At 53.4% G+C, this 22,022-nt stretch carries 20 protein-coding genes and 3 tRNA genes; 21 read left to right on the top strand and 2 right to left on the bottom strand.

Annotated elements, in window-relative coordinates:
• Both H8J70_RS04955 and H8J70_RS04950 read right to left on the bottom strand, forming a co-directional pair.
• The coding region (locus H8J70_RS04955) for a helix-turn-helix domain-containing protein (protein ID WP_186502751.1) at positions 1-524 on the bottom strand (524 nt) is incomplete at its 3' end.
• A 90-nt stretch (positions 525-614) separates the two neighbouring features.
• A complete protein-coding gene (locus H8J70_RS04950) occupies positions 615-2,228 on the bottom strand; it encodes a peptide chain release factor 3 (RefSeq protein WP_186502750.1) in 1,614 nt (537 codons plus the stop codon).
• Positions 2,229-2,437: 209 nt separating this feature from the next.
• Here H8J70_RS04950 and mfd point away from each other — a divergent pair, with 209 nt between their 5' ends.
• The 21 genes from mfd (at position 2,438) to H8J70_RS04845 (ending at position 21,996) form a co-directional block, all read left to right on the top strand.
• On the top strand, positions 2,438-5,728 hold the full coding sequence (mfd, locus tag H8J70_RS04945; protein WP_186502749.1) for a transcription-repair coupling factor: 3,291 nt from the start codon (positions 2,438-2,440) through the stop codon (positions 5,726-5,728).
• Positions 5,721-7,304, top strand: coding sequence for a putative polysaccharide biosynthesis protein (locus H8J70_RS04940; RefSeq protein ID WP_186502748.1), 1,584 nt, complete (start codon positions 5,721-5,723; stop codon positions 7,302-7,304). The genes mfd and H8J70_RS04940 overlap by 8 nt, the downstream gene beginning before the upstream one ends.
• 34 nt (positions 7,305-7,338) lie before the next feature.
• Complete coding sequence (gene yabN, locus H8J70_RS12965) at positions 7,339-8,859, top strand: bifunctional methyltransferase/pyrophosphohydrolase YabN (protein WP_186502747.1); 1,521 nt, start codon at positions 7,339-7,341, stop codon at positions 8,857-8,859.
• A gap of 45 nt (positions 8,860-8,904) precedes the next feature.
• Positions 8,905-9,183 (top strand): HU family DNA-binding protein, encoded by a 279-nt coding sequence (locus tag H8J70_RS04930; protein WP_186502746.1) that lies wholly within the window; start codon positions 8,905-8,907, stop codon positions 9,181-9,183.
• 176 nt (positions 9,184-9,359) lie between these two features.
• A complete protein-coding gene (locus H8J70_RS04925) occupies positions 9,360-10,499 on the top strand; it encodes an MGDG synthase family glycosyltransferase (RefSeq protein WP_186502745.1) in 1,140 nt (379 codons plus the stop codon).
• 111 nt (positions 10,500-10,610) lie between these two features.
• Positions 10,611-11,960 carry a divergent polysaccharide deacetylase family protein gene (locus H8J70_RS04920; RefSeq protein ID WP_186502744.1) on the top strand — a complete coding sequence of 450 codons (1,350 nt, stop codon included), beginning with the start codon at positions 10,611-10,613 and terminating at the stop codon, positions 11,958-11,960.
• A gap of 77 nt (positions 11,961-12,037) precedes the next feature.
• Positions 12,038-12,805 carry a TSUP family transporter gene (locus H8J70_RS04915; protein WP_222433582.1) on the top strand — a complete coding sequence of 256 codons (768 nt, stop codon included), beginning with the start codon at positions 12,038-12,040 and terminating at the stop codon, positions 12,803-12,805.
• 19 nt (positions 12,806-12,824) lie between these two features.
• Positions 12,825-13,577, top strand: a complete 753-nt coding sequence (locus H8J70_RS04910) for an SDR family NAD(P)-dependent oxidoreductase (RefSeq protein WP_186502755.1) — start codon at positions 12,825-12,827, stop codon at positions 13,575-13,577.
• A 61-nt stretch (positions 13,578-13,638) separates the two neighbouring features.
• Entirely contained in the window at positions 13,639-14,589 is a 951-nt protein-coding gene (locus tag H8J70_RS04905; protein ID WP_186502743.1) for a hypothetical protein, read from the top strand.
• A 15-nt stretch (positions 14,590-14,604) separates the two neighbouring features.
• The gene (locus tag H8J70_RS04900) at positions 14,605-14,949 is read left to right on the top strand and encodes a YkvA family protein (RefSeq protein WP_186502742.1); all 345 of its coding nucleotides are present in this window, start codon (positions 14,605-14,607) and stop codon (positions 14,947-14,949) included.
• A 130-nt stretch (positions 14,950-15,079) separates the two neighbouring features.
• Entirely contained in the window at positions 15,080-15,502 is a 423-nt protein-coding gene (locus H8J70_RS04895) for an acyl-CoA thioesterase (RefSeq protein ID WP_186502741.1), read from the top strand.
• A gap of 55 nt (positions 15,503-15,557) precedes the next feature.
• Positions 15,558-16,100 (top strand): hypothetical protein, encoded by a 543-nt coding sequence (locus H8J70_RS04890; protein ID WP_186502740.1) that lies wholly within the window; start codon positions 15,558-15,560, stop codon positions 16,098-16,100.
• 17 nt (positions 16,101-16,117) lie between these two features.
• A complete protein-coding gene (locus H8J70_RS04885) occupies positions 16,118-16,777 on the top strand; it encodes a coenzyme F420-0:L-glutamate ligase (protein ID WP_186502739.1) in 660 nt (219 codons plus the stop codon).
• Positions 16,778-16,787: 10 nt separating this feature from the next.
• Positions 16,788-17,384 carry an XTP/dITP diphosphatase gene (locus H8J70_RS04880; protein ID WP_186502738.1) on the top strand — a complete coding sequence of 199 codons (597 nt, stop codon included), beginning with the start codon at positions 16,788-16,790 and terminating at the stop codon, positions 17,382-17,384.
• Positions 17,377-17,871, top strand: a complete 495-nt coding sequence (locus H8J70_RS04875) for a metallophosphoesterase family protein (RefSeq protein WP_186502737.1) — start codon at positions 17,377-17,379, stop codon at positions 17,869-17,871. Before H8J70_RS04880 ends, H8J70_RS04875 begins: the two co-directional genes overlap by 8 nt.
• A 94-nt stretch (positions 17,872-17,965) precedes the next feature.
• A tRNA-Pro gene (locus tag H8J70_RS04870) sits at positions 17,966-18,042 on the top strand.
• A gap of 7 nt (positions 18,043-18,049) precedes the next feature.
• A tRNA-Gly gene (locus H8J70_RS04865) sits at positions 18,050-18,123 on the top strand.
• Positions 18,124-18,135: 12 nt separating this feature from the next.
• Positions 18,136-18,212, top strand: a tRNA-Arg gene (locus H8J70_RS04860).
• Positions 18,213-18,703: 491 nt separating this feature from the next.
• Positions 18,704-20,155 carry an alanine/glycine:cation symporter family protein gene (locus H8J70_RS04855; protein WP_222433581.1) on the top strand — a complete coding sequence of 484 codons (1,452 nt, stop codon included), beginning with the start codon at positions 18,704-18,706 and terminating at the stop codon, positions 20,153-20,155.
• Between the two features lie 164 nt (positions 20,156-20,319).
• On the top strand, positions 20,320-21,081 hold the full coding sequence (locus tag H8J70_RS04850) for a dihydroorotate dehydrogenase electron transfer subunit (protein ID WP_186502736.1): 762 nt from the start codon (positions 20,320-20,322) through the stop codon (positions 21,079-21,081).
• The gene (locus tag H8J70_RS04845; protein ID WP_186502735.1) at positions 21,082-21,996 is read left to right on the top strand and encodes a dihydroorotate dehydrogenase; all 915 of its coding nucleotides are present in this window, start codon (positions 21,082-21,084) and stop codon (positions 21,994-21,996) included. It abuts the gene before it with no gap.
• The last annotated feature ends 26 nt before the right edge of the window (positions 21,997-22,022 follow it).

Below are 22,022 nucleotides of genomic sequence, written 5' to 3'. Positions count from 1 at the left end.
TTTAATGCATCGAGACCGCCGGCCTCATACTTAACGGTGTAACTACGAGCTTGTTGATAGGAAACCTGGTATTTTTCTGCTGTCTCCGCATAATTATGTTCATGTGATATGCAGTATGCCGCGATTTCAACGCGTTCGTCAAATGTTGTCTTTTTACCTTTGGTCATAATAGAAGTTCCTCCTGTCCCGGAAGCTTTTAGCTCCTCATGACCATTATACTTCTTAATCCAATTGCGTAGTTGTTTGTTTGAACGTAAGCCGAATTTTTCGCAGATAGCAGAAAGGGATCCTTCTTTATTGAGATACGCAGTTACTGCTTGTATTTTGCATTCGATGGAATAGGGTTTATTTTGGGTATGCATGAATGCATCTACACCATTTCCTTTATAACTAGTAATCCAGCCCTGTACAGAGGATTTGTTTACTGACAATCGTGCTACAGCATGAGATACTGATTCTTTTCCTGCAAGAATATCTAGCACCGTATGTAGTTTTTCTTCTGCACAAACCTTAGTTCTATGCATAATAAATGCTCCCTTCCAAGTAGAGTGAGATTTTATTATTTCTCATGTCTACCTAGAAGGGAGCATATCAGTCAGCCTTTTTTAGATGCTTTATTCTTCTTCGACGTCGGGTAATTCCATTTCATCCGGTGTCGTGCAGAAGGTGAAATCTGGATTGCGTTCGACGATCCAGTTCGTCTGCCATTCGTTGGCAATGAGCAGGACTACGCGCTGCTTGTGATCCTTGACGATCATGGCGCTGTCAATATTTTTCAGGTCTTTATAGTCGTGGCCGTTGGTCTGGATCCAGCGGGCTACCGTGTAGGGCAGGTTGTTGATTTCCAGATCTACGCCGTATTCATGCTTCAGACGGTATTCCAGTACTTCAAATTGCAGCTGGCCGACGGCACCGACGATGTAGCTTTCCATGGAGCCGAGGTTTTCGTAAATCTGGACGGCCCCTTCCTGGGCAAGCTGGGTCATGCCCTTGAGGAACTGTTTGCGCTTCATGGAATCCTTGGCGCGGATGCGGGCGAAGAGTTCCGGCGGGAAGGTCGGGAAATCCTGGAAGGTGACCTGTTTTTTGCCGGCGTAGAGTGTATCGCCAACGCCGATAGTGCCGCCGTCGAAGACGCCGATAATGTCGCCCGGGTAGGCTTCGTCTACGATGGTCCGTTCTGTCGCCAGGAACTGCTGGGGCTGCATGAGGCGCAACGTCTTGCCTGTCTGGCGGTGCGTAACGGTCATGCCTTTTTCGAACTGGCCCGAGCAGATGCGCATGAAGACGATGCGGTCGTGATGCTGAGGGTTCATGTTGGCCTGGATTTTGAAAACAAAGGACGTGAAGACATCGTTTGTCGGTTCGATGACGCCTTCTTTGGCTTTACGGGGCTGCGGTGGCGGTGCCAGGCGCAGGAATTCTTCCAAAAAGGGTTTGACGCCGAAGTTGGTCATGGCCGAGCCGAAGAACATGGGTGTGAGCTGGCCGGCTTTGACCTTTTCCATGTCGAATTCGTCACCGGCCATGTCGAGGAGCTCAATGTCGTCGATGAGGCCCTGGTGGACATCTTCGTCGAGGAGTTCCTTGAAGATCGGATCATCGGCAGAACCCTTGGTCGAAGCGAGCTTGCGCTGGCCGTGGGACGTATCCTTTTCAAAGAGCTCGATCGACGCCGTCGCGCGGTCGTAAATGCCCTGGTAATTGCCGTTGAGGCCAATGGGCCAGTTCATGGGATAGGCGTGAATGCCGAGGGTATTTTCAATTTCGTCCATCAAGTCAAAGGGGTTACGGCCGAAATGGTCAATTTTGTTGACGAACGTAAAGATGGGGATACCCCGTTCTTTACAAACGCGGAAGAGCTTTTTCGTCTGCGCTTCGACGCCTTTAGCAACGTCAATCAGCATGACGGCGCTGTCGGCTGCCATGAGCGTGCGGTACGTATCTTCACTGAAGTCCTGATGGCCCGGCGTATCGAGGATATTGATATGATGACCTTCATAATCGAACTGCAGAACCGAGCTGGTAACGGAAATACCACGCTGTTTTTCGATTTCCATCCAGTCTGAAACGGCGTGCTTCGTCGTCTTTCTGGCCTTAACAGAGCCGGCTAAATGTATGGCACCCCCGTAGAGGAGCAGCTTTTCGGTCAGCGTCGTCTTCCCTGCGTCAGGATGGGAAATAATGGCGAAGGTACGGCGGCTGTTTACTTCATCAACTAATGACATGTTCCACCTCATGAAATGATAAATACAAAAAAATACAGTACATACAATTATACAAAGAAATAGAGCGGAAGTAAAGGAAAATCCCATTTGCTGCCCATCCCTTTATTTAAAAGGGGGGCTGTGGTATAATAAACCGTCAAAACGATATTGGCTTTGCCGGGCTTTAGCAGCATATCTCTAAAGCCCCCTTTTCTATGAGGTTATGACTAATGACACAAACAATTTTTAAATGGATGAACGGAGACGCGAATCTTACGGCGTGCGCCCACGTCTTCCAGGAGCCTGGCTGTCACAGCGTCTATGGCGTTGGCAGTTCTGTCAAAGGCGCCCTGGTCGGCCGGGCTCTGAGTGAGCTCCGTAACGCGGCTCTCATTATAGTACCCTCGCGGGAACAGCTGACGGCCTGGCAGACAGACCTGTCTTTTTTCCTGCCGGACACGCGGCTCTTTGATTTCCCCCTCGTCGACCGGGCACTCTTTACGACGACGGCGCGCAGCCTGGACCGGTCGGCCCGGCAAATGGAAGTCCTCACAGCCTTGCGGGGCGGCAGCGACTGCATCGTCGTAGCGACGATCGAAGAAGCGGCGCAGTACATCGTGGCTCCTGCCGCTGTCGATCAGGCCGTCCTGGCCCTGACTACAGGAAAAGAATATGATCGTGACTGGCTTCTCAAGCATATTGCCGAAAGCGGTTACGAACGGGTAGACCTCGTCGAACGGCGTGGTCATTTTTCCGTGCGCGGCGATATTATCGATATTTACGCCGTGAACAGTGAACAGCCCTTGCGCCTGGAATTTTTCGGTGATACCCTGGAAAGCCTGCGCTATTTTTCGGCAGACAGCCAGAAATCCCTGGAAAGCGTAGCGTCGATCCGCATTTTGCCCTTTGCCCTGGCGCAGGACGACAAGATGGAGTATACACTCCTGTCGTACTTTGAAGGCGGTCTCATTATTTGGGATGAACCGAACCGCTGCCGGGAAAACCTGAACAAATCGCGCCGCGAAAGTGAAGAGTACAAGAAATGGCTCCAGACGTGGCGCAGCCTGGCCGGTGAAAAGCGGGCAGGTACACAGGTCGTCCTGTCCCTCATGGCCCAGTCCGTACCGGACATGTACATCGACACGTCGGCCAGCTTTTCTGCCAAAACCATGGCCAGCTTCCAAAAGCAGTTCGATCTCTTGGGCGATGAATTGGTTCATTGGCAAAACAGCCAATATACGGTTGTCTTCGTCATTGGTGACCGCCAGCGCCGGTCGTCCCTCAATGGCTGGCTCAAACAGCACGGCTTTGAAGGGCAGGACTATGACCAGCAGAAGGAATTGCCACCAGGCCGGATCTATTTGGCCGATGGCGAAATCTGCAGCGGCTTTGAGCTGCCCTACGCCAAGCTGGTTGTCCTGGCCGAACGGGATATTTACGGCATGCAAAAGCACCGTCTGCGCCACCACACGGCCAAGGGCCAGGAAATCAACGTCTTTACGGACCTCAAGCCTGGCGATTACGTCGTCCACGAGGTACACGGTATTGGCCGCTATATCGGCATCAAGACCATTGAACTCGATGGCGTCCACAAGGATTATTTGGAAATCCACTACGCCGGCAAGGATACGCTGTATGTACCGACAGAACAGCTCAATTTGCTGCAGCGGTATATCGGCAACGAAGGGGAAACGCCAAAGCTGCACAAGATGGGTGGCAGCGACTGGCAGAAGACGCGGGCTAAGGCTCAGAAGTCCATTACGGACCTGGCGGAAAAGCTCGTCGCTGTCTATGCCAAACGCGAAATCGTACCGGGCTTTGCCTTCCCGCCGGACACACCCTTCCAAAAGGAATTTGAAGATGCCTTCCCATACGAAGAAACGGCGGACCAGCTCAAGGCTGTGGCAGACATCAAAAAGTCCATGGAACAGCCCTTTCCCATGGACTGTCTCGTCTGTGGCGACGTGGGCTTCGGCAAGACGGAAGTGGCCATGCGGGCGATCTTTAAGGCCGTCATGGGCGGCAAACAGGTAGCCGTCCTCGTGCCGACGACGGTCCTGGCCCAGCAGCACTTCCAGACCTTTACGGAACGGTTCCAAAATTTTGGCGTCGTCGTCGACGTCCTCAACCGCTTCCGTTCGCCGAAGGAAAAGAAAGAAATCCTGCGCCGTACCCTGACGGGGGAAATCGATGTCCTCATCGGTACGCACAGTATCCTCAATAAAAACGTAAAATTCAAAGACCTGGGCCTTCTCGTCGTCGACGAAGAACAACGCTTTGGCGTAGCCCAGAAAGAAAAGTGGAAGGCCTGGGCGGCCCACATCGACGTTCTCACCTTGAGTGCTACGCCTATTCCGCGTACCCTCCACATGTCCCTGGTCAACCTGCGGCAAATGTGCGTCATTGAAACGCCGCCGACAGACCGGTTCCCTGTACAGACGTACGTCACGGAATACGACGCCATGATCGTCCGCGATGCTGTCATGCGGGAAAAACGGCGCGGCGGCCAGGCGTTTTTTGTCTACAATACAGTTGCGACGATCGAACGCATGAAGGACCAGCTCCAGGCTCTTATGCCGGATATTTCCATCGGCATTGCCCATGGCCAGATGCCCGGCGCTTTGCTGGAACAAGTCATGTTCGACTTTTACGAAGGTCATTATGATTTGCTCGTCTGCTCAAGTCTCGTCGAAAATGGTCTGGACGTAGCTAACGCCAATACGATCATCATTTATGATGCAGATCACTTCGGCTTGTCCCAGCTCTATCAGATGCGCGGCCGCGTAGGCCGGAGCCATCGTATGGCCTATGCCTATTTCCTGTACCGCCGCGATAAGGTCCTTTCGGAAGTGGCCGAAAAGAGATTGCAGGCTATTAAGGAATTTACAGAACTGGGCTCGGGCTTTAAAATTGCCATGCGTGACCTGGAAATCCGCGGTGCCGGCAACCTCCTGGGCCGGGAACAGCACGGCAACATTGCCAGCGTCGGTTTTGCTATGTATTGCAGCATGCTGGAAAAGGCCATTGCCAAGGCCCAGGCCGGCCAGACCGATGTCCTGCCGCCGCCGGAAACGGTGATGGAAGTTCACATCGATGCCTTTATCGATGATGACTATATCAGTAACGGCGGCCAGAAAATCGAAATGTACCAGCGCCTGGCTGTGCTCACGTCCCTCTCTGAGCTGGACGATCTGGAAAAGGAACTGGTCGACCGCTACGGCCGGCCTACCCAGCCTGTGGCAACGCTGCTGCAGGCAGCCCGCCTGCGCCTGCGCGCCCGTGACCAGGGCCTGGCCCTGATTGCGCAAAAGCGGGAATCCTTGGAGCTGCGCTGGCAGTCCATGAAAGACATGCCGCCTTTGGTCAACTTGCCGCCAGCCCTGCGCCGGCGTTTCCATATGGTACCGGGTACGCCCCTCATGATGCGCGTATCCCTGGCCGGAACGACAGAAATCCTGCCGTTCCTGGACCAGCTTCTTACGGCTTTCCAGCAACTGAGAAAGGGGAGTTCCCTTGGCTAACGTATCTTTCCTGCGGGGGGCTATGGTCCTTACCATCGCCGGTATCGTCGTCAAGATTCTCGGTGGTATCAACCGGATTCTCTTGTCGCGACTCCTTGGCGGTGAAGGCATTGGCCTCTACCAGATGGCCTATCCCGTCTATATCCTGCTCCTGAGCATCGTCGGCGCCGGTATTCCTATTGCCGTGTCCATCATGGTGGCAGAGCAGGCAGCCCGTGGCAATTTCAGTGGCACGCGGCGCATTCTGCACGTGACATTGTCAGTCATGTTCGTCGTAGCTATCCTCTGCGGCATCGGCATGGTCGTCGGTGCCCGCGTTCTCGTCGATACCGGCCTCGTCAGTGATCCCCGGGCATACCTGCCCTTGGCCGTCCTGGCGCCGGCCTTATCCCTGTCAATTCTGACCTGCTGCTTCCGCGGCTATTTCCAGGGCCTCCAGCTCATGACACCGACGGCTGTGTCTCAGATGATCGACCAGTTCGTGCGGGTTTGCGTCATGCTGACCCTGGCGTGGCTGCTCTTGCCGCGGGGCCTCGTGGCTGCCGCGGCCGGCGGTACCTTTGGCGCCGTTCCCGGGGCAGCAGCCGGTCTGGCGGCTATTGTCTGGCTCTACGCCCGTCACGTACGGCAGGGCGCAGAAGCGGACCGTGGCGTTTTTGACAAGCTGCCTGCGTGGCCTGTAGTGAAACGGCTGATCCTCCTGGCTGTGCCTGTTGCGGCAGCGAATATGCTGCTCCCGGCTGTGGCCAGCATCGATCTCTTCATCGTACCACGGCGCCTCATGGATATTGGCTATACAAGTCATGAGGCAACGACCTTCTTTGGCTACCTTTCCGGTATGGCAAACGGCCTGGTCCAATTGCCGGCCATCCTGACCATGGCCTTGGCGACGAGCCTCGTACCGGCCGTTTCGGCTGCCTGGACGAGTGGCCGCAGTGATATTGTCCTGGCGCGGACCCATACGGCTATGCGCATTGCCTGCGTCATTACCGTACCGGCATCACTGGGCCTGGCCGTTCTGGCTGTGCCTATTTCCCGACTTTTGTATGCGACGCCCTCAGCCGGTCCGTCCATTTGTGTCCTCGGCCTGTCGGTCTTTCTCATCGGTGTCCAGCAGGTGACGAGCGGTCTCTTGCAGGGCCTGGGCCGTACGGCCATTCCCTTATACAATATGGCCCTGGCAGCGGTCGTCAAGATTTTCCTCAGCTGGCACCTGACGGCGATCCCCGGTTTGGGCGAGGTCGGGGCGGCCTGGGCGACGAATGCCGATTTGGCCGTGGCGGCTGCCCTGAACCTGTATTTTGCCCGCCGCTATTGCCAGTATCGTATGCAGTGGTTTTATATTGGCAAGCTCTTTTTGGCCGGCGCAGCCATGGCCGGTACGGCCTGGCTGACCCATGAAGGCCTGCGGGCCCTCATGCCGGATGCCTTGGCGACTATTGCCGCTATGATTGCCGCCGGGCTGATCTATATCATTTGTCTCTTTGCCTTCCGGGCCTTGTCGTCGGAAGACGTGCGCAAACTGCCGTTCATTGGCCGCCGCCTGTACCCGTGGGTAAAGAAACTGGAACTTTGATTTTACTGACGTTTACACAGAAAGAGGCACGATTATGGCAACTATTCATATTGTAGGACTGGGGCCGGGCGATGCCGGCCTGATCACCCTTGACGCGTGGCAGCTCATGAGCCAAACCAAGCGGCTCATCTTGCGTACGGCTATTCATCCGTCTGTAGCCCGTCTGGATGAAGCCCGTTTGGCTTATGAAGCACTGGACCGGTTCTATGAAACAGAAGCGACCTTTGAAGAGGTGTATGGCCACATCGTTGACTACGTGCTGGCAGCAGCTCAAAAAGAGGACGTCGTCTATGCCGTGCCGGGCAGCCCTGTCGTGGCCGAACGGACGGTGCAGCTCCTGGAAGAAAAGGGGGCTGCTGCAGATGTTACCGTAGATGTCCTGCCGGGCATGAGCTTTCTCGAAGTTATGTATACGCGCCTGCGCTTTGACCCTGTCGGCGGCGTGACCATTATCGACAGCTCTGATGCAGATCGTCTGCCTAAGGATTTGCAGACGCCCCTCATCGTGACCCAGGTCTACGACCGCCGCGTCGCCTCAGATGTAAAGCTGTCCCTCATGGACCTCTATGGCGACGAATATGAAGCGCAGCTCATTTACCATATCAGCCTGCCAGACGAAGATATACGGACCATTAAGCTCTACGAGCTGGACCGCATCGATACAATCGACCACCTGACGAGCCTTTTCCTGCCTGTGCCGCCTGTGGATGCGCCTACAGCGCCGCGAGATGATGCAGCAGACGCAGAAGCATCCGGCAGCATGCCCTTTGATATGCAGCCCTTGGTGGACGTCATGGCCAGACTGCGTGGCGAAGGCGGCTGCCCGTGGGATAAATCCCAGACGCACCAGAGCCTGCGCCGTTTTCTCATTGAAGAAGTATACGAAATGCTCGATGCCATCGATCAGGGAGATACGGATGGTATCCGCGAAGAACTGGGCGATGTGCTCTATCAGGTGGTCATTCATGCCCGTATTGCCGAGGAGGAAGGCCTTTTTTCGGCACAGGATATCGTTTCTGACGTGTGTAAGAAGATGATTCGCCGTCATCCCCATGTTTTTACAACGGATAGACTTGAAAAGACTAGTAGTAGTATGGTAAACTGGGATAGATTGAAACAGGGCGAACTGCGACAGCAGCACGCACACCTCCTCGACGGGGTAGTGACAGGCCTTCCTTCTTTGCTGGCAGCCTATAAATTACAGGAGAAGTCAGCTAAGGTTGGATTCGAATGGTCTGACACAGCGGACGTCATTGCCAAGGTCCATGAAGAGTGGAACGAATTCCTGGAAGCTGTCCGGGAAGGTGACTTTACCCACGAAGAAGAGGAAGCGGGAGACGTATTGTTTGTTCTGGCCAATTTATGCCGGCGCTATCAGATAGAACCGGAGTGTGCGTTACATCGGGCTAACAGCAAATTCCGCCGCCGTTTTTCCTACGTTGAAGATTGCGTTCATGCGTCCGGAAAAGACTGGTCTGCTTTTACGCTGGACGAACTGGACTCGTTCTGGAAAGAAGCCAAAGAAAAAGAACGCTCTTGCCAGACGGGGAAATGACGGGACGAAACTGTTTGATGTGACCAATTAAAGGAGGATCTTGTAATGAATAAAAGCGAATTAATTAACAAAGTATCTGAAAAATCCGATATCACGAAGAAAGACGCTGAAAAAGCAGTAAAAGCTGTATTTGAAGCTATCAGCGAAGCTCTCCAGGAAGATGACAAAGTTCAGATCATCGGTTTTGGTACTTTTGAAGTACGTCATCGCAAAGAACGCGAAGGCCGGAATCCGCAGACGAAAGATATCATCAAAATCGCAGCTTCCAATACACCGGCATTCAAAGCTGGCAAACAGCTCAAAGACTTGGTCAACAATAAATAAGGATGACCTTGGAGAGGACCGTGATCTGAACGGTCCTTTTCTTTTCTTGCATTTTGTCGTACCATGGATATATAATTGACATAGAATGTCCGTCCGAATCCGACATCTCACGTTAGTCTCAAAGGGTATACTTCCACTGGCCTTGGCCAGCTTGGGAAGAAAAAGAGGGAATCTGGATGACGAAGAAAAAAGTGCTGATTATGTCTGCTTCCATTGGAAGCGGCCATACCCAGGCAGCTCATGCAATAGAAGAATATCTGAAAACCTTACCGGCAGAATGTGAAGTAGAGCATTTCGATTTTATCAGTAATGACGCTTTGTCCATTGATAATATTGTAAAAGAAACGTATCTGAAAATTCTTGACCTTTTCCCGATGCTGTACGATCTCATGTATTACTCATCCCAGGGATACAAGAAAGGCATGGTCGTAAAGACCCTCTTTTCGTGGGGCCTCAAACGCCGCATGCTGCACGTTCTGGCAGAAAAGAAGCCGGATATGCTGGTCTTCACCCATCCGTTTCCAGCCGGTGCAGCGGCTCTTTTGAAGCGGCAGCACAGACTGCAAATTCCCTTGGTAGGGGTAATTACGGATTTTACGATCCATCAGCTGTGGGTCTATCCGCAAATTGACCAATATTTCGTTGCAGCCTCGCAAATCAAGGACCAGCTCGTAGCCCAGCAGGTAGAGCCGCACAAGGTCATCGTTTCGGGTATTCCCGTACGGGATGCCTTCCGCCAGCAGCGCTGGCACTGGGATGAAGACCATGCCAAACGGCGCAACGTCCTGATTATGGGCGGCGGCCTTGGGATGGGTTCGATCCGCCAATCCTTGTCGGTCCTCGATCAGCTCGATAATATTGACGACTTTACTGTCGTCACGGGCTATAATGCCGACCTGTACGACGAAATTTGCCAAATGCGCAAGGAACTGCGCCATCCCGTTGAAGTACTGGGCTATACCAACCATATTCCCGAACTCATGGTGCGGGCGTCCCTCTTGGTGACTAAGCCCGGTGCCCTGACCTGTACGGAAGCGGCGACGGTGCAAGTACCGGTCATTCTTTACAGTCCCATTCCGGGACAGGAAGAAGCCAATGCCCAGTACATGCAAAAGAAGGGCTGTGCCCGCTGGGTACGCAGCCAGGAAGATCTGGCTGCCGTCGTGCATGAGCTCATGGATGCACCAGAAGAATTACAACAAATGGCAGCGGCCAGCCTGGCCTGTCACCGTAACGGTGCGCAGATCGTAGGCCAGCACGTCTTGCAGCTCCTCCAGGGGGGCGCAGACGCCAGCGTCGGCTGTCACGACGAATAACGAGTATGCGAATACATAGCTGCCAACCTATGCTATGCCTGAACGATACCCAACCGGAGCGGCTGTTTATGAAGCTGTCTCCGGCTTTTTTGTTGGAAAGGGGAGATCCATATGCAACGCAAACGACCATCCCGTACGCCCCGCAGGAATACGGGCTCAACGCGGCGTTCCGGCCGTAGTGGCCGGCCGGCCTGGCTGAAAGCCTTTTTTGCGACGCTCCTGTTACTTTGCATCGCCGCCGGTGCCTGGTGGTATTTCCAAGGCCGGCCGAGTACGGCACCAGACGATACGAAGCTGCAGCATATCGATACAGTCCGGGAAAAAGGCAATGACGCAGATTATACGGATGCCGCTACGGAAATACAGGACGCTGTGACGGCGTGGCTCAAAGTACAGGATGCAGACGTGACGGAAATCGACACGCAAAAACGGGAAGAGCCGCGGCGCAGTACAGGCGGCAAGATCCTCTGGACGACAAAACAGCTCGAAGTGACACCGAAGGAAGCCTTTTCCCGGGAAAGCCTGGAAAAGGAACTGGCGAAAAGCCAAGGTAAGGCCGTCCTCTATCAGGTTACAGGCAAGACCCTCGATGGCCAGGCTGTTACTGAATATGATATTGCTCTCTTCGATATGCTCGACAAAGAACAGGTCTACCTGGTCACGGTACGCCTGTACGTGACGGCGCCGGGAGCAGCGCCCAGTCTGGCCCAAAAGATTAAGAAAGCCGTCGGCAAGGTCAGCGGCCAGAGCCCGCCGGCAGAGGAGAAGAAGGAAGGTAATGCGTCGACCGCACCGGCTGAAGTCAAGGGCCGTCTGGCCATCGTCATCGACGACTGTGGCAGCAACATGAGTGTTCTTCAGGATTTGAACAATATTCCCGTTCCCCTGACCTACGCTGTCATGCCCTACAAATCCCATACGGCAGACAGTGCCAACAGCGGCTATGGCGCGGGCCGGCAGATCTTCGTACACATGCCCATGCAGCCCCAGGGGACTGCCTCGTCCGAAGCGGTATACATCGGCACGGATATGAGCGACAGCAAAATCAAGGCCACGGCCAATGAAATCCTCGACCAGGTGCCCCATGCCATTGGCATGAACAACCATCAAGGGTCTTTGGCTACGTCTGATCAGCGGGTCATGAGTGATATTATGCAGGTCATGCGCAGCCGTGGCCTGGCCTATCTGGACAGCCGTACGATCAGCTCGTCTGTAGGCGAACAGACGGCCCGTTCCAACGGAGTAGAAACGAGCCGCAACAATCTCTTTATCGATAACGATGCCAGCGTAGAAGCGGTTAAGAGCCGCTTGCGCCAGGCAGCCCGCATTGCCCAGTCTAACGGCAGTGCCATCGTCATCGGTCATTGCCGGGCCAATACAGCCCAGGCCATTAGTGAAATGGTAGATGAACTCCATAACGAAGGTATCGATTTGGTCTTTGCCACGAGCCTTATGGAATAAACGCAAGCAGGCAGCCTCCGCCGTATGGGCCGGAGGCCTTGCTTTTGCCAAACATAAAAGAAAGGCGTGACTATATTTTGAGTTTTTCTTGGGACATTTTGCTGCTCGTTCTGGGCGGCGGTTTTTTGTCCGGTTTTATCGATTCTATTGCCGGCGGTGGCGGCCTCATTGCCCTGCCTGTTTTGCTGGCCCTGCAGATACCGCCGCATTATGCCATCGGTACGAATAAGTTCGCTGCTACCTTTGGCGCAGCAGTCAGTTCCTACCAGTTTTTCAAGGCCGGCAAGGTGGATATGCACCTGTTATACCGCCTCATGCCGTTTACCTTAGGCGGCGCTATTATAGGCTGCCTCTTCATGCTCCATTTGTCAGCAGAAACGCTGCAGCCCTTAGTCATCCTTTCGCTCATTGCCGCAGCGGTGTTTGTCTTTACGCGCCGCGGCCTGGGACAGCACAGCAGCTATACCGGCATGACGCAGAAGACCTTTTGGCAGGGCGCGGCCTTTGCCTTGGTCATCGGCCTTTACGACGGCTTCATCGGTCCCGGTACGGGAACCTTCCTGATCATTGCCTTTGCCATGCTGGGCTTTGATTTTGTCGTCGCAGCGGGCAATGCAAAAATCCTCAATTTGGTGAGTAATATTACGGCCTTTGTTCTCTTCATCATTTCCGGCAAGGTCTTATACGTGTACGGTCTGGTCATGGCCTTGGGTATTTTCCTGGGTGCCTTCTTTGGCTCCCGCATGGCTATCCGCCACGGCAGCGGGTTTGTACGTTTCGTCATGATGGCCGTCACGACGGTCCTCATTGGCAAATTACTTTTGGAATATATCGGTGTTATTTGAGGTGATTACAGTGGAACCTATGACGTGGGAAGACAAAGTGTATTTGATTAGTGGCGGTACGTCCGGTATCGGCCTGGCTACGGCGCGGCTGCTCCTGGAACGAGGCGCCAGCGTGGTCATCAATGGCCGTTCAGCCCAGCGCGGCGGAGCAGCTCTTGCAGCCTTAGGCGGCCCGGCCTGGCCATGCAGCTTTATTAGCGGTGACGTGAGCAACCCAAAGGACTGTGCCAATCTGGTCGACCAGACCCTGGCGATTTTCGGCCATCTAGACGGTATCGTCACGTCGGCCGGCTATTACGCCGAAGAGCTCTTAGAAAATGTAACGCCCGAAAGTCTGGAAGATATGTTCCGCGTCAACGTTTACGGTACGATTTACTTATGCCAGGCTGCGCTGACGGCGCTGAAGCGTACGCACGGGAGCATGGTCCTCGTGAGCAGCGATGCAGGCCTGCAGGGTAACATTGCCTGCTCTGTCTATGGGGCAACCAAGGGAGCTGTCGTTTCCTTCGGCCGCTCCCTGGCCCTCGAACTGGCACCGCACAACGTGCGCGTCAATACGGTCTGTCCCGGCGACGTGAAGACGCCTCTCTTGGCTAAGCAAATGGCAGCCGACCCGGAATTGACAGAAGACAGCCTGCGCGCCCAATATCCTATGTACCGCCTGGCTGAAGCCGATGAAGTAGCCCGGGTGATTGCCTTTCTCCTTAGTACGGACGCGTCGTATATGACGGGTACGGCAATTCCTGTCGATGGAGGTTTGACAAGCTGGTAAAAAAATGGGAAAATAACATTAACAACTTGTTTTTATTATATTATAAGATGGGGTGGTTTATATGACAGAAGAAATGGATAGAGTACAGGCTCTGCAAGAAGAAGTAAATGCCCTGCGCGAAGAATTGGCTGCTATGAAGGCAGAAAAAGCAGCGCACGCGCCGGTAGAACCGACGGCCTCCCTGGAAGTCATTGAATCGATCGAAAAATCGACGGCTGACCAGGATTTACAGGTGGAAACATATTGCCGCTGGGCTGCCGCCCGCGCCGGTGCGATCGTCATTGCCCCCCTCGTCGGTACGATTGCCCTCATGGCTAACGAAGTATACCTCGTCAGCCGCATTGCCCGCGTCTACAATGTCAAATTGTCCGAACGGGCTGTCATTGCCTTCCTCGGCGCCATGGGCAGCCGCATGGCCGGCAACATCCTGACGACGCTCATTCCCTTCAGTGCCGTTCAGGTACCGGTAGCCGTAGCCATTACGTACAGCTTAGGCCGCGTGACACAGCGCTGGATGAAAGACGGCATGCCGACCGACATGGGTCCGTACATCGACATGATGGCCGAATGGAAAGACAGAGCCCGCGATCAGGTCGATAAGTTGAAAGAAAATCCCTTGAAGAACGTTCCCCTTGGCGATGAAACGGTTGATTTCATGAAACGCTGGGGCAGCACGGCTAAGGATACGGCAAAGGATACGTTCGATACGGTTAAAGAAAAGAGCAAGGTTGTCGTCAACACAGTACGCCGCCGCAATACGGTCGATGATCTGGAAGCCGAACAAGAAGCCCAGGCAGCTGCTGACGCCGTAGCCAAAGAAACGGAAGAAGCCGATGAAGCTATTGAAAAGGCAGCCAAAGAAGCAACCGCTGACGTCACGGCTGACGTAACGGCAACACCGGAAACAGAAGCTCCTGCAACAGAAGAACCGGAAACGGCAGGCGAACCGTCCATTGCCGAATCGGCTAAGGCTGCTGTAGAAGATGCGAAGAATTCCTTGGACTACAAATAATTGAAGGTGTTTACTATGTGGAAGATGATTACATTTTTCGCTCGTTTTTACACTCCCTTCCGCTTTGTGGAATTCTTGCGCCGTACGAAGGGCAAGATCCACTTTGTCCCGCGCCTCTTGGCTATTTACTATTGCCTGCGCGACACAGATACGCCCAAAGCGGTCAAACTGGTCCTCATGGGTGCCTTGGGCTATGTCATTTTGCCCTTTGATATCGTACCGGATATTTTCCCTGCCGTCGGCTGGCTCGACGACGCAGCTGTCATTGCGGCAGCCTTGAAATTTGCCGGTGCTTATATCAAGCCCGAGCATCTCGAAAAGGTCCGCCACGTCATTCCTTTTGCCAAATGTGATTGGTAAGAAAGAGACCTCTTCGCCTTGCTGCGGGGAGGTCTTTTTTCGTGCCATCCGGAATAAACGTTTTGACAAACTGGCCGTGACAGCGTAAAATAACGGGGTATGTCAAGTACAGATAGGAGCAGATGCATATATGGTTACCGTTACGGAACGTGTCCGTTTTAGTGAAACGGATATGATGGGAAATGCCCATCATGCCAATCATATCCGTTGGTTTGAATGTGCCCGCTGTGCGTACCTGCGCGAAGCCGGCGTCGATTTATTTGAGCTTATGGATGAAGGAATCCTGTTTCCCATCAAGCACGTGAGCTGCGAATACATCGATAATATTTACTTTGACGACGTCATAGAAATCCAGGCACGCCTGACGAAGCTCTCGCGGGCCCAAATGGTCTATGGCTACCGCATTGTGCGCCAGTCTGACGGCCATCTCCTGGCTACAGGAGAAACGCAAAACGTCTTTACCCACAAAGCTACGGGAAAGGTTGCCCGCCTGGGACCGGAACCGTATGCCAAACTGCTGGCGCTGTACGAAAAAGACCAAGCAGCGCAATAAGCAGGCACTGTTTCTGTCAAATTGCCTATTTTATATGATAAAGGAGTCCTGAGTCGTGATTTTATACCTCTTGCTGAATGTAGTTATTGCCGTCATCGGCATCGTTGCCGTATTGTACCTCCTGTTCCGGCTGTTCGCCTGGCACCAGGGTGATGCCCGCTTCGTCATTGAAGCCCGTCGCCGTGATCCCTTTACACTGAAAATGATGAGCCAGGATAAGGCCGTTTTCGAAACAGAAGTACCGTTCAAGAATGCCGGCAAACAGCTGGGCACCATTATGGATTTCTTCCCCCGCACCTTGCTGCCGCAGGAACAGTACGACAAGGTCGTCGTCCGCTCGCAGCTGGCCAACAAAGCAGCAGAACGGGATGACGGCTACTGGGAATCGGTTATCATCAATCCCGGTGAAACAGGCCGCATCCGCGTGACCATCGAACTGGTCAGCAAAAGTGGCAACATTCGCGAAGACCTGAAGACATTCCCCGATATGGCCATCGATTTGATTTATCAGGCCGTTTCCCGTAGTGAATGGTATTTGCACAAAGCACGCATTACCCTTAAAGCGGCAGAAGTCAAACGCGCATTGGAACAGGCATAGGAGGAAGGATAGCAGATATGGCAGAATTAGAATTAGTACCTGTAAAAACGAGAATACTCACGGATAAAGATGACATCGTCGATGTCATTGAAGAATATGCAAAGGACATTGTCGGCCCGGACGATATCGTCTGCTCTGCAGAAAGTGTCGTTGCCATTACGCAGCGCCGCTACACGCGCCCGGAAGAATTGACACCGTCATGGCAGTGCCGCCTCATGCGCCGCTTCGTTCCCGGTGAAGGCAGTATGGCCAGTCTCTATGGCATGCAGGCTGCCATGGAACTGGAAGGCGAATGGAAGATGCTCTTTTGCTTTATCATCGGTTTCCTGGCCAAATTGATCGGTAAAAACGGCGTCTGGTATAAGCTCTGCCGCCAGGCCTCCCTCACGGATGACGTCACAGGCACGATGCCGCCTTTCGATAAGTGCATCGTCTACGGCCCGGAAGATCCCGATGGCGTAGCCGAAGCCATCAAGAAGCGCATGGGCTGCTATGGCGCCTGCGTAGCTGACGTCAACGACCTCAAACGGTCTGCCGTTCTCGGCCATTCCCGCGGCCTCAATCCGTCGGAAATCGCCCGCATCCTCATTGACAACCCCTTTGGCAATGCCTCCCAGAAGACGCCGATTGTCGTCATCAAGAATTACGCTGCCGTTGCCCGGGAAAACAAGAAATAAGGAGCATATTATGAAAGACACGATCGTACTGGCGACGCACAACGCCGGTAAAATCAGAGAATTCAAAAGCGCTTTGGCGCCTTTAGGCTATGATGTCGTGTCCGTACACGATCTCCTGCCGGATATTGCAGAACCGGAAGAAACGGGGACGACCTTTGCGGAAAATGCGCGCCTGAAAGCGCACTACTATATGAAAGCCACCGGCAAGCCCTGCCTGGCTGACGACTCGGGCATCATTGCCGATGCCCTGAAGGGCCGGCCCGGTGTCTATTCGGCCCGCTATGCCGGTCCGAAATGTGACGACGAAAAGAACAACCAAAAGCTCGTCGCCGAGCTCAGCGCCTTTCCGCCGGAACAGCGTACAGCTTACTATGCATGTGTTCTCGTCCTGGCCTGGCCAGATGGCCGGGAACTGACTGCTGAAGGCACGTGCCCCGGACTGATCCGTGATTTCTACGCCGGTGACGGCGGCTTTGGCTACGATCCGCTCTTTTATCTGCCTCAGTTTGGCAAGACCATGGCGGAAATCAGTTTGGCTGAAAAGAACCAGATCAGCCACCGCGGCCAGGCACTAAAAAAACTGTTGGAGCTGATGGACCATGAGTGATACGCAGTACTTGGGTCTCGTCAGTGACAGTCATGGCCGCTTTGGCGCTTTGGAAAAAATGGCCGATGCCGAACCGCACGTAGGCGCCTGGATTCACGCCGGCGATTACAGCCGCGATGGCGATGACCTGGCACTATATACGGACGTGCCCGTCTTTTCCGTCTTAGGCAATAACGACCTTTGGGGGGACTCCGATGCACCGGAACGGCGCGTCGTCACCTGGCAGGGTGTGCGCATTGCCGTCATTCACGGGCACCAATGGTATGGCGAACGGCGTATGAAAAAGCTGTTGGAATTAGGCCGGACGGCTGATGCGTCTCTCGTCGTCTTCGGTCATTCCCACCGCCGCTTCCTGGAAGAAGAGCAGGGGATTACCCTGGTCAATCCCGGCAGCATTGCCTTGCCACGGGATAACAAGCGCGGTACCTATGCGGTCTGTGAGATTACAAATGGCACGGTAGGTAACATCATTTTTAAGGAAATTTGAAAAAAATCGGCTAATTTTTGGTAAATTTGCAAAAAAATTGAAGCACAAAGTGTTTGACAAACACTTATGGAACAGGTATAATACTCTATGTTGACGGGGCATAGCGCAGTTTGGTAGCGCACCTGGCTTGGGACCAGGGGGTCGCAGGTTCGAATCCTGCTGCTCCGACCATCAACATGCGGGTGTAGCTCAATGGTAGAGCGTCAGCCTTCCAAGCTGGTTACGTGGGTTCGATTCCCATCACCCGCTCCATTTTTTTGTAGTGACTCAGTAGCTCAGCTGGATAGAGCAACAGCCTTCTAAGCTGTGGGTCTAGGGTTCGAATCCCTACTGGGTCACCAATATGACTATATGCGAACTGCTTACCTTGATAGTATATCAAGGCTGGCAGTTCTTTTTTTGCGTATATAAGGAAAAACAATAATTATAAATAAAAATCATAACTATATGTTTAAAAATGGAGGAAAAACAGAGAAATTCCATAAAAACAGTCTATTTTCCCATATTTAGTAAAACGTATAACCTTTAAGAAATTTAAGCGACACATTGAAATCCATAAATAATTTAGAAAATATAACGGCCTATATTTACAAGTGACGGTAAAGTGTGCTATAGTATGTTTATCATTCGTCTAAGTCATTCTTATTATTAATCAAAGGGGAGAGACGAACCGTATAGTAAGGCAAGACGAGCTAGTAAGAGGTATGCTTGTCTACATGCACACAGGCTTCAAGGATACGGCTGTACGTGGCACTAACTTCATACACCCGTATCTGTATATGGTATTCATATAGTATCATGGAAGTACATTTATTTTTGGGGGTGTGTAAGTATGGAGTTTTTTGGTTTAATTGCTAAGGGTATGATGGCATACGCCGACTTCGTTTGGGGTTGGCCCTTATTGATCGGTACATCATTCGTCGCCGTATTCCTGTCTGCCCGACTCGGTTTCTTCCAGTTTGCCTATTTTGGTCACGTCATGAAGAACACCTTTGGCAAAATCTTTGACAAAGGGTCTGGTGACGGCAACATCAATCCGTTCAAAGCGGCCTGTACGGCCTTGGCTTCGACACTGGGCGTTGGCAACATTGCCGGCGTTTCTGTCGCCATTGCTACAGGCGGTCCCGGTGCTGTCTTCTGGATGTGGTTCATTGCTATGCTCGGTTTGATCGTTAAGTTCTCCGAAGTAACCCTCGGCCTGGCCTATCGTGAAAAAGACCCGGTAACCGGCGTATGGCACGGCGGTTTCCCGTGGTATGTCAAACACGGCCTGGGTAAAAACTGGCGCTGGCTTTCCGTCATCTGGGCTGTTACGATGGCAGCCGGCATGATGTTTGCCCCGTCCATTCAGGCGGCAGAAATTTCCAACGCTATCAACACGGCCTTTGCCGTCAATCCGTACATCGTCGGTATTACCGTTGCCGTCCTCATGGCAGCTGTACTCCTGGGCGGCTTGAAGAGCGTATCGAATTTCGCGAATCTCGTCGTTCCTTTCATGGCTATTATCTACATCATCGGCGGTCTCTTCGTTATTATCGTCAACATCGACATGATTCCCCATGCCTTTGCCTTGATCTTCAAGGATGCTTTTACAGGCGCTGCTGCTGAAGGCGGCTTTGCCGGCGGCACGGTTATGCTGGCAGTCCGCTGGGGCCTGGCCCGCGGTATTTATTCGAACGAAGCCGGTACAGGTACAGCACCGCTGGTTCATTCGTCCTCATCTGTAAACCACCCGGTAAAACAGGGGCTCTGGGGCATTTTCGAAGTATTCTTCGATACGATCGTCGTCTGCACCATGACGGCTATGGTCGTCATGACGTCCGGCCTCTGGAACTCTGGTGCTTCCGGTGCCGCTTTGACGACAGCCGGCTTTGCCGCTGCCTTTGGCAGTGAAACTGCAGCGGCTATCTTCGTTTCGATCATCATCGCTTTCTTCGCCTTTACGACGTGCGTCGTCAACGTCTACTACGGCGGTATCTGCTTGAACGCTCTCGGCGTTGAAGGTATTTGGATTAAAATTTATTACGCTGTTGGCTGTGCCTGGGCTATCGTCGGTGCCATCGGTGCCGCTAAGACCCTGTGGTCGACATTCGACTTCTTCTATGGCACGTGCGTTATTTGCAACCTCATCGTCATCTTCCTCTTGAGCGGCAAGGTAAAACTCCTCGTCGACGACTACAAGCAGCATTTGAAGGATGGTAAGTGGGACGCTTCGGCTGCTGCCTGCGTATCCCGCTTGGGCATCTGGACGGACCCGAATGCAGTGAAGAAAGAAGAAGCATAACAGGGCCTGCCACACCATGTATAATGAGAAAGGGATTGCCGCCTGGCAATCCCTTTTTTTACGATGGCCCGGACGGGGATTCTCATATAAATTCTCGTTCTGATATGGTACAATAGACTAGAAGTAAAGCGTGTACGCTTTTTATAAATGGGAGGAATATATCCATGAAATATGTAGAACAGGCAGAGATACTCGAAAATACAGCGATTATTCCTGCTGTGTGGAAGATGGTTTTCCGGGCACCGAAAATGGCGGCTCAGGCGAAACCGGGCCAGTTTGTCAACGTCCATTACGACGGCGGCACGACCTTCTTGCGCCGTCCCTTTGGCATTGTCGACGCCGACGCAGCAAGTGGCGCAGTGACGATTATTTACCGCATTGTCGGCACAGGTACGGCAGAATTTCAACGCCTCCGTGCCGGTGACTGCATTAATGCCGAAGGCCCCCTCGGTGACGGTACCTTCACGACGACGCCGGGCAAGGTTCTTGTCGTCGGTGGCGGTATCGGCTTGGCACCGCTCATTTTCCTGGCCAAGACACTGCCGGAAAAACCGGTCGTCCTCGTAGCCGGCCGGACGGCAGAAGAAACCTTCTGGGCAGATTTCTTTGCCCCCTATGCAGAACAGGTATACATTGCCACAGATGATGGCTCCCGGGGCATTAAAGGCTATGCCGCCGCTGCCATTCCCCAGATTGCTGCTGCACACCAGCTCGACCGCGTTTCCGTGTGCGGACCGACGATCATGATGCAGACCGTAGCACAAGCGGCCGAGACAGCCGGCATTACTTGCGAAGTATCCATGGAAAAGCGCATGGCCTGCGGTATCGGTGTCTGCCTGGGCTGTACCTTTGCCAGTAAGCTCAGCGGCAAACGCTACAAGGTCTGTGCCGACGGTCCCGTATTTCCCGCCAAGGAGGTTTTTTAAATGAATACAGAACGCATGGCCATTACCTTTGCCGGAATTCCCATGGCGACGCCTGTCATGGGGGCGTCCGGTACCTTTGGCTTTGGCCTGGAATACGAAGATTTCCTGGACCTCCGTCACGTAGGCGCCATTATTTCTAAGGGCATTACGCCCTTGCCGCGTCCGGGCAATCCGGGCGTGCGCGTTGCCGAAACACCGTCAGGCATGCTCAACTGCATTGGCTTGGAAAATCCCGGCCTGGATGTTTTTAAACGGGACATCCTGCCTAAGGCCGGTTTTTGTGGAGCGCCACTGATCGTCAATATTTCGGCCGGTACGGCAGAAGAATATGGCGCTATGGCAGCAGGTCTCGACGTAGATGGCGTGGCGGCCCTGGAAGTCAACATTTCCTGCCCGAACGTCAAAGAAGGGGGCATCGTCTTCGGTACGGATCCCAAAGCGGCCGCTGCCGTTACAGAACAGGTAAAGACGCACACGCATAAACCGGTTATCGTGAAATTATCGCCCAACGTAACGGACATTACGGTCATGGCCAAAGCCGTCGAAGCGGCCGGCGCCGATGCCGTATCCCTGATCAATACGATTACGGGCATGGCCATCGATATCCAGACGTGGCAGCCCCTTTTGGGCAATATTACAGGCGGCCTCTCCGGCCCGGCTGTAAAACCTGTAGCGCTGCGCATGGTCTGGCAGACAGCACAGGCTGTACAGATTCCTATCCTCGGTCTCGGTGGCATCGCAACGTGGCAGGATGCGATCGAATTCATGCTGGCCGGTGCCAGTGCCGTTGCCGTAGGGGCGTACAACTTCGTCAACCCTGCAGCTGTCGTCGACATTGCCCGCGGCATGGATCAGTACTGCGAAGAAAAGGGAATCAAACAGATCAGCGACCTCGTAGGCCAGCTGCGCTGCTAAGAGAAGAAAGGATGAGCTACTTATGA

The sequence above is a fragment of the Megasphaera hominis genome, from assembly GCF_014269395.1.
Lineage (GTDB): Bacteria > Bacillota > Negativicutes > Veillonellales > Megasphaeraceae > Megasphaera > Megasphaera hominis.
The sequence above is the reverse complement of the archived record's forward strand: the minus strand, read 5'-3'. Positions and strand labels throughout refer to the sequence as shown.

Bases quoted from the DNA above. Each gene is read 5' to 3' on its own strand.
- H8J70_RS04950 (WP_186502750.1), bottom strand. From the start codon at position 2,228: ATGTCATTAGTTGATGAAGTAAACAGCCGCCGTACCTTCGCCATTATT.
- mfd (WP_186502749.1), top strand. From the start codon at position 2,438: ATGACACAAACAATTTTTAAATGGATGAACGGAGACGCGAATCTTACG.
- yabN (WP_186502747.1), top strand. From the start codon at position 7,339: ATGGCAACTATTCATATTGTAGGACTGGGGCCGGGCGATGCCGGCCTG.
- H8J70_RS04930 (WP_186502746.1), top strand. From the start codon at position 8,905: ATGAATAAAAGCGAATTAATTAACAAAGTATCTGAAAAATCCGATATC.
- H8J70_RS04925 (WP_186502745.1), top strand. From the start codon at position 9,360: ATGACGAAGAAAAAAGTGCTGATTATGTCTGCTTCCATTGGAAGCGGC.
- H8J70_RS04920 (WP_186502744.1), top strand. From the start codon at position 10,611: ATGCAACGCAAACGACCATCCCGTACGCCCCGCAGGAATACGGGCTCA.
- H8J70_RS04910 (WP_186502755.1), top strand. From the start codon at position 12,825: ATGACGTGGGAAGACAAAGTGTATTTGATTAGTGGCGGTACGTCCGGT.
- H8J70_RS04905 (WP_186502743.1), top strand. From the start codon at position 13,639: ATGACAGAAGAAATGGATAGAGTACAGGCTCTGCAAGAAGAAGTAAAT.
- H8J70_RS04900 (WP_186502742.1), top strand. From the start codon at position 14,605: ATGTGGAAGATGATTACATTTTTCGCTCGTTTTTACACTCCCTTCCGC.
- H8J70_RS04895 (WP_186502741.1), top strand. From the start codon at position 15,080: ATGGTTACCGTTACGGAACGTGTCCGTTTTAGTGAAACGGATATGATG.
- H8J70_RS04885 (WP_186502739.1), top strand. From the start codon at position 16,118: ATGGCAGAATTAGAATTAGTACCTGTAAAAACGAGAATACTCACGGAT.
- H8J70_RS04880 (WP_186502738.1), top strand. From the start codon at position 16,788: ATGAAAGACACGATCGTACTGGCGACGCACAACGCCGGTAAAATCAGA.
- H8J70_RS04875 (WP_186502737.1), top strand. From the start codon at position 17,377: ATGAGTGATACGCAGTACTTGGGTCTCGTCAGTGACAGTCATGGCCGC.
- H8J70_RS04855 (WP_222433581.1), top strand. From the start codon at position 18,704: ATGGAGTTTTTTGGTTTAATTGCTAAGGGTATGATGGCATACGCCGAC.
- H8J70_RS04850 (WP_186502736.1), top strand. From the start codon at position 20,320: ATGAAATATGTAGAACAGGCAGAGATACTCGAAAATACAGCGATTATT.
- H8J70_RS04845 (WP_186502735.1), top strand. From the start codon at position 21,082: ATGAATACAGAACGCATGGCCATTACCTTTGCCGGAATTCCCATGGCG.